General features: G+C 37.4%; 9 protein-coding genes. 4 read left to right on the top strand and 5 right to left on the bottom strand.

All coding sequences use genetic code 11. The annotated features are described in order from the left end of the window. Window positions 1-325 precede the first annotated feature (325 nt). On the top strand, window positions 326-889 hold the full coding sequence (locus DK861_RS03050) for a gamma carbonic anhydrase family protein (RefSeq protein WP_109399211.1): 564 nt from the start codon (window positions 326-328) through the stop codon (window positions 887-889). Here DK861_RS03050 and DK861_RS03045 read toward each other — a convergent pair. The 5 genes from DK861_RS03045 to dprA are packed head-to-tail and all read right to left on the bottom strand — an operon-like array spanning window position 865 to window position 4,238. Next, window positions 865-1,125, bottom strand: coding sequence for a DUF1488 domain-containing protein (locus DK861_RS03045; protein WP_109399210.1), 261 nt, complete (start codon window positions 1,123-1,125; stop codon window positions 865-867). The two genes, DK861_RS03050 and DK861_RS03045, sit on opposite strands and share 25 nt — an antisense overlap. Beyond that, window positions 1,122-1,946, bottom strand: coding sequence for a shikimate dehydrogenase (aroE, locus tag DK861_RS03040; RefSeq protein ID WP_072062979.1), 825 nt, complete (start codon window positions 1,944-1,946; stop codon window positions 1,122-1,124). Before aroE ends, DK861_RS03045 begins: the two co-directional genes overlap by 4 nt. Window positions 1,947-1,951: 5 nt before the next feature. Then, a complete protein-coding gene (gene tsaC / locus DK861_RS03035; protein ID WP_109399209.1) occupies window positions 1,952-2,521 on the bottom strand; it encodes an L-threonylcarbamoyladenylate synthase type 1 TsaC in 570 nt (189 codons plus the stop codon). Continuing rightward, window positions 2,514-3,074, bottom strand: a complete 561-nt coding sequence (locus DK861_RS03030; RefSeq protein WP_109399208.1) for a type I DNA topoisomerase — start codon at window positions 3,072-3,074, stop codon at window positions 2,514-2,516. Before DK861_RS03030 ends, tsaC begins: the two co-directional genes overlap by 8 nt. Window positions 3,075-3,092: 18 nt before the next feature. Then, window positions 3,093-4,238, bottom strand: a complete 1,146-nt coding sequence (gene dprA, locus DK861_RS03025) for a DNA-processing protein DprA (protein WP_072062982.1) — start codon at window positions 4,236-4,238, stop codon at window positions 3,093-3,095. 130 nt (window positions 4,239-4,368) lie between these two features. On the opposite strand from dprA, the gene def reads away from it, so the two are divergent. From def to rsmB, 3 genes are all read left to right on the top strand, one after another. Further along, entirely contained in the window at window positions 4,369-4,893 is a 525-nt protein-coding gene (gene def, locus DK861_RS03020) for a peptide deformylase (protein WP_023583479.1), read from the top strand. A 26-nt stretch (window positions 4,894-4,919) separates the two neighbouring features. Beyond that, the gene (fmt, locus tag DK861_RS03015) at window positions 4,920-5,867 is read left to right on the top strand and encodes a methionyl-tRNA formyltransferase (RefSeq protein ID WP_109399207.1); all 948 of its coding nucleotides are present in this window, start codon (window positions 4,920-4,922) and stop codon (window positions 5,865-5,867) included. Window positions 5,868-5,966: 99 nt separating this feature from the next. Continuing rightward, a complete protein-coding gene (rsmB, locus tag DK861_RS03010) occupies window positions 5,967-7,235 on the top strand; it encodes a 16S rRNA (cytosine(967)-C(5))-methyltransferase RsmB (RefSeq protein ID WP_109399206.1) in 1,269 nt (422 codons plus the stop codon). Window positions 7,236-7,264 lie beyond the last annotated feature (29 nt).

Genomic DNA, 7,264 nt, shown 5'->3' with positions numbered 1-7,264 from the left:
GCTCATCGCCGGTCAGTGGATGCGCATTATAGGGAGATCTCGGATTAGCGCAAGTGTTTATTTCAATTTTTTTTCTGTTCGTTCTCTTTTTGAACTTTGCGTCTATTTTTGATACGGGAAAACCCTATTGCGGGTGAAAAATATACACTTTATATTGTTATTGTCTATTCGGTATATTCTATCAATCATACTTTATTGCTTTACTTTCTCTTTTATTATCGATTTTTATCGTCATTCATTATAAAAATCATGGCTCTCGCCAGCTCCCCCCATCCACTGCTATTCTTTTCTTATTATAAAGTGAAACTAAGTACGAGGTTAAATTATGGGAAAATCAACAATCAGGAATTACTTACACCTTTCGCCTTCTATTGATAAAGATGTTTTTATTGATGAAACCGCAACGGTCATTGGGGATGTGCGTATTAGTGAAGATGTCAGTATCTGGCCAATGGTTGTTATTCGTGGTGATGTGAATTACGTGAGTATTGGGAAAAGATCAAATATCCAGGATGGTTCGGTTCTTCATGTTACTCACATCTCACCTAATACTCCTGAAGGTTTTCCTCTTATTATTGGTGATAATGTTACTGTTGGGCACAAAGCAATGCTACACGGATGTACGATCGGAGATCGTGTATTAGTAGGAATGGGTTCTATTTTACTTGATGGTGCAATTATTGAAAACGATGTAATGATTGGTGCGGGTAGTTTAGTTCCTCCAGGAAAGCGACTTGAAAGCGGTTTTCTTTACTTAGGAAGTCCTGTGAAAAAAGTTCGCCCTCTTTCACCAGCAGAAATAGAGCACTTTGTCTATTCTGCTAATAATTATGTCGGATGGAAAAACAACTATTTAGCCAATCATCAATCTGCCATTGACAAAGAATAGATAGGATAGAGAGTTGATAACTCATACTCTGTTACCAACTCTTCAAATTCTTCTTCAATGTCCCAACGATTTTGTTTAAATAATAAAAGCCCCTCACCAACGCCAAAACGCTTAATAAGCTCTTGCTCTGTAATTAGACAATCAAAAAGCATTCCGTTGATCATTATAGGGAACAGAACACTCCTATTCTCAACTAGCCATATTTCACGATCTGGAAATTGAATAGATTGGTTCATTGATTCAATCGTTCTCTTAATACATTAAGGACAGGATTAATATCTGGTACAAGTTCATACCACAATTCAAATGCATAAGCTGCTTGTCCTACTAACATACCTAACCCATCTGATAAACGCGTACTTCCATGTTTTAATGCGTTATATAAAAATGAAGTCATTCCAGTTTGATAATAAAGGTCATAGCATGCTGTTTCAAAACCATAAACATCATTAGGAATAGGCGGTAAATCATTAGTCATACTAGATGCCGATGCATTTATAATTAAATCGTAATGTCTATCAGCAACCTCTTCAGCGGCGATTGCTCTGATCGTTCCAAATTGACTAAACTCTTTTACTAATTGCTCCGCTTTAGCAAATGTGCGATTGGTTAAAGTAATATCGCAATCGTAATCAAGTAATGGAAGTAATATTCCTCTTGTTGCACCACCAGCGCCAATAACTAAGACTGATTTAACCTTATTAGGTACAATAAAATCGAGCCTTGCTAAATCCAGAATAAGTCCTTGCCCATCAGTATTATCACCAAGAAATGATCCATCTTCTAGTTTAACAATAGAGTTAACTGCACCACATGCTTTTGCCCTATCAGTTAATTTATCCACAAAACGGAATGCATCTTCTTTAAAAGGAACGGTAACATTAGCACCTCGCCCTCCATTAGAAAAAAAATGCGAGGCGGTTTTATCAAATTCACCTAAAGGAACCAGTAGGCGTCCATAGCCATACTCTATTCCTGTTTGTTTTGAAAAAAATTGGTGAATGAAAGGAGACTGACTATGCTCGATAGGATTCCCCATCACTAAATATTTTTCCATCACAATCACCCTTGTCGGTACAATTCACCCGTTAATGCATCTCGGATTTCAGAAGGATTCTGTCTACCACCAACATTCCCTTCAACAATAGGAATTGTGTCCTCAAATTGTTCTCTTACTTCTTCAACTGTACGGCATGGTGGTAATCCACTTAAGTTAGCACTCGTTGAAACTAAAGGTTTTCCATAAGCCAAACATAGCTCTTTAACAACTGAGTGATCTGTTACTCTCACGGCTAAAGAATCAAATTTCCCAGTTAACCACTTTGGCGTCGTTGATTTAGCAGGAATAACCCATGTAACAGGCCCCGGCCAAGATGCAAACATTCGATCTCGTTGAGTTTGTGTTAATACACTATCGTCAATATAAGGTTTCAGTTGCCCATAGTTATCAGCAATTAAAATTAGTCCTTTTTCAATTGAACGTTGCTTTAACATTAATAGTGCCATAACAGCCTGCTCGCTATCAGGATCACAACCTACCCCAAATACAGCTTCTGTTGGATATGCGATAACTTTATTATTTTTTAATGCTTCTATAATAGTATTACTTACAGGTGATGCTTCGTTATTCATGTTCTTCTCTTTTTGTTTTTTGTTGCTTTCCACATAATTTGCTGGCGCACACTAATCTTACTCCTTGAGAAGACCTTTTTTCCATCAATAATGGATAGTGGCAATGTTCGCATTCACCATTAATAGGTTTGTTATTTAATACAAATTGGCATTCTGGATATTGGTTACAAGCATAAAATGTCTTACCAAACCGAGATTTACGTTGTAATAGTTTTCCTTTTTCACATTGAGGACAAGGTATAACGGTTTCATCAGGTTTATCAATTTGTTCTATATGTTCACACTCAGGGTAATTGCTACAACCAATAAACATCCCAAATTTACCTTGACGTAAAACTAAATCAGCACCACAGCACTTACAAGGTTGACCTTCCAAAACTTTAATAATTTGCCCATCACCTTGTGGTTTCAATGTTTTAATATAGTGGCAACCAGGATAAGCAGAGCATCCTAAAAAAGGGCCATGTCCTCCATTTTTCATCACTAATGCGCTGCCACATTCAGGGCATTTTTCCTGTTCAGGTTGCTGTGTAAACGGCATATTCTTTGCCATTATTTTACCTCATTACACTTATTCCAATCGAGTATAACCACCAGCCACAATAGCGACTTTTTTAATAAGCTCAAGTTCTAATAAAAGAGGAGCTAATGCAGAAGTTGATAATCCACTAGCCTGAGCAATGATATCAATAGGTAGCGTTTTATTAAAATGAAGCAAAGGCAAGATCACATCCATCGCTTGTTGTTGTTCGGATGTAAGTTGCTCTATTTTAGACTCTCGTTTTTTATTATTAATAAGCGTTGTATATTCTTCTGTTATTAGTTTTTGTCGATGTTCATTATCACAAGTAAGCCACTGCAAAGAGCTATTTAAATATTCTAGGATATCTTCTGGTGAAGATGCTAAATTTGCACCTTGCTTAATAAGCTGGTGATTACCTTCAAAATGAGCATCACCTAATAATCCAGGTAGCACAAACAACTCTTTACCTTGTTGCAAAGCATAATTTGCTGTTATTAAAGAACCACTTTTAATTCCTGCTTCTACAATAAGCAGTGCAGTACTTAGGCCACTAATAATCCGATTACGTTGAGGAAAATAGCGTGCTAAAGGTGGTGTCATAGGTAAATGTTCAGAAATAATAAGGCCTGATTCTTTTATTTGTGTTGCAAGAGTACGATGGAATGACGGATAAATCTGTTCTAAACCGCTTCCTAGTACAGCAATAGTAATACCATTGCTTTTTAATGCGCTTCGATGCCCAATACCATCAATGCCTTGAGCTAACCCACTTGTAATTGTCAGTTCTTTCTTTACTAATTCCTGAGCAAAATAAGTTGCCCATTTGGAACCGTATTGTGTAGCAACTCTACTTCCAATTAATGCAATTTGTGTGCTTTTTAAATGCTGCCGGTTTCCTGCAACAAAAAGCAAAAGTGGCGGTGATGAAATTTGCTTTAATAAAGATGGATAATCTGAATCTGTAATCGTTAATAATGATGATTCGTTTTTATCTAACCACTTTAATGTATCAGTGACAGCATTTGCAGGAAGTCTTAAGAATTGATGACTTTGCTGTTCTGAAAGACCACAACCTATTAATAATTTTTGATTTAACTGAGTCAAAGATTGTAGATACTTTGCAATTTGAATCGCTTTATTAACAGGTAGTCTTGAAACAGCATTAAGCCTGATCCATATTTCTCTAGCATCCATGCATTATCCTAATATTGTTTTTAACAAACAAGGTGAGTGTGGAACACACCAAATACTGTCAATCTAGACAATAAATGTCTAGAATAGACGTTAAATCCTATTCACATTTTAGAAACAGTCCGAATAAATTATGGCAGTGTTACACGTATTACATTATCCAGACGAGCGCCTTCGCACGATTGCAAAACCAGTCGAAAAAGTTGATGCCGAAATTCAAAAAATTGTCGATGATATGTTTGAAACAATGTATTTGGAAGAAGGTATCGGTTTAGCCGCGACACAGGTGAATATTCACCAGCGCATTATCGTCATTGATGTCTCTGAAACAAGAGATGAAAGACTGGTATTAATAAACCCAGAACTTCTTGATGCCAACGGTGATACAGGCATAGAAGAAGGCTGTTTGTCTATCCCAGAACAGCGTGCTTTTATTCCTCGTGCAGAACATGTAAAAGTAAAGGCCCTTGATTACAACGGTCAGCCTTTTGAGTTAGAAGCTGATGATTTATTAGCTATCTGTATTCAACATGAAATGGATCATTTAGTTGGTAAGCTATTTGTAGATTATTTATCTCCATTAAAACGCCAACGCATCCGTCAAAAAGTTGAAAAACTCGATAAGCTAGATAAAAAAAGAGCTAAAGCAGGACAGTAACAGTTAATTTGAAACAGGAAGGAAACGTGTCTGATTCATTACGTATTATTTTTGCGGGAACACCCGATTTTGCGGCTCGACATTTAGCTGCATTATTATCAACCCAACATCGTGTGGTGGGAATATTAACACCTCCAGATAAACCCGCAGGAAGAGGTAAGAAACTGACTATTAGCCCTGTCAAAGAACTGGCATTAGCTCATGATATTCCTGTTTATCAACCAACCTCTTTAAAACCAGAAGAGAACCATGAATGGATAGTGGCACAACAAGCAGACATTATGATTGTTGTCGCTTATGGCATGATTTTACCTAAAGCCGTTCTTGAAATACCGCGTTTAGGCTGCCTTAATGTGCATGGTTCTCTCCTTCCTAGATGGCGTGGTGCTGCACCAATTCAACGCTCTTTGTGGGCCGGAGATAAAGAAACGGGCGTTACCATTATGCAAATGGATATTGGTTTAGATACAGGTGATATGCTGTATAAAGCGTCCTGCCCAATTACGAATGAAGATACCAGCGCATCCCTGTATGAAAAGCTTGCAGAACTTGGTCCCAAAGCTCTAACAACTACTTTAGATCTCATTACCTCGGGTAAAGTAAAAGCTGAAAAACAAGACGATAATTTAGCGAATTACGCACAAAAATTATCTAAAGAAGAAGCAAAAATTGATTGGGCATTATCAGCAGAACAGATTGAACGTTGCATAAGAGCATTCAATCCATGGCCAATGAGCTTTTTCATGTTAGACGGGCAACCTGTAAAAGTATGGAAAGCACAAGCTATTGCAGATAATACCGATCAACTTGCAGGAACCTTATTAAAAGCAGATAAAACGGGTATTTATATTGCGACAGGTAATGGCATTCTAAATATCACTGAGTTGCAACCATCAGGTAAGAGGCCTATGGCTTCTGCTGATTTCTTAAACTCCAAGAGAGATTGGTTCACTCCTGGAAAAGTCATTCAATAATAATTCTAAGCCCTGATATCTAATATTATTATCAGGGTTTTCCTTTTTTCACGCCAATGTAATGCATCTCTGGCGCTAATTATTAAACGTCAACTCATCATGAAAACGTCATACAACTTACGTAGCATTGCAGCTAAAGCAATTAACCAAGTATTAGATCAAGGGTTATCTCTAAGTACTGTCATACCAGAACTTCAGAAAAATATTTCAGACAAAGATAAAGCCTTGTTGCAAGAAATCTGCTTTGGCGTATTACGTACATTGCCACAATTAGAATGGATTATTCAGCAACTCATGGATAAGCCATTAAAAGGTAAACAACGTATTTTACACTACCTTATTATGGTTGGTTTATATCAGCTTCTTTATACACGCATTCCTGCTCACGCAGCTTTAGCTGAGACAGTAAATGGTGCTGTTGCACTAAAAAAACCACAGTTAAAAGGATTGATTAACGGTGTGTTACGTCAGTTTCAACGCCAACAGGATATCCTTAATGAACGTTTTCAAAATAGCGAAAATCGTTTTCTTCATCCATCATGGCTACTTGCTCGCATCAAAAAGGCTTATCCTGAACAATGGATGAATATTATTGAAGGCAATAACCAAAAACCACCAATGTGGTTACGTGTAAATCAGCGTCATCACTCTCAAGAAGAATATTTAACATTACTTGAAAATGAAGAAATTCCCGCTATTGCTGATAATAGCCACCCTTTCGCGATCCGTTTAGAAAATCCATGCAACGTGAGCCTGCTTCCTGGATTTGCTGATGGTTGGATAACAGTTCAAGATCGTTCAGCTCAACGTTGTGCTGAATTATTAGCACCAAAAAATAAAGAGCAGATCCTTGATTTATGTGCAGCACCAGGTGGTAAAACAACACATATTCTAGAGATAGCTCCTCAAGCTCAAGTACTCGCTATTGACATAGATGAACAACGTTTAAAACGAGTAAAAGAAAACCTTACCCGTTTAAAACTTAATGCAGTCGTCAAAAGTGGTGATGGTCGTTATCCTGAAAAATGGTGTGCCGGCATGCAGTTTGACCGCATTTTACTCGATGCACCATGCTCAGCAACAGGTGTTATCCGTCGTCACCCAGACATAAAATGGCTTCGTCGTAATGACGATATTGAACAATTAGCTCAAATTCAAAAAGAGATCCTTCACGCTATTTGGCCATACCTAAAATCGGGCGGGACGTTGGTGTATGCAACCTGCTCTATTTTACCTGAAGAAAATAAACAACAAATTGAAGCATTTTTAGCATCAACGAAAGATGCACAATGTGATTATCAGCACCAATGCTTACCTGAAGAAAAAGGTGGCGATGGTTTCTTTTATGCATTGATCAAGAAAATATGATCTTGTGATAAAAGATGATATCAGTTCTA

Origin of the sequence: Proteus sp. TJ1640 (genome assembly GCF_003144445.1) — a bacterium.
Taxonomy (GTDB): domain Bacteria; phylum Pseudomonadota; class Gammaproteobacteria; order Enterobacterales; family Enterobacteriaceae; genus Proteus; species Proteus penneri.
This window is presented reverse-complemented; position numbering and strand designations above follow the sequence as displayed.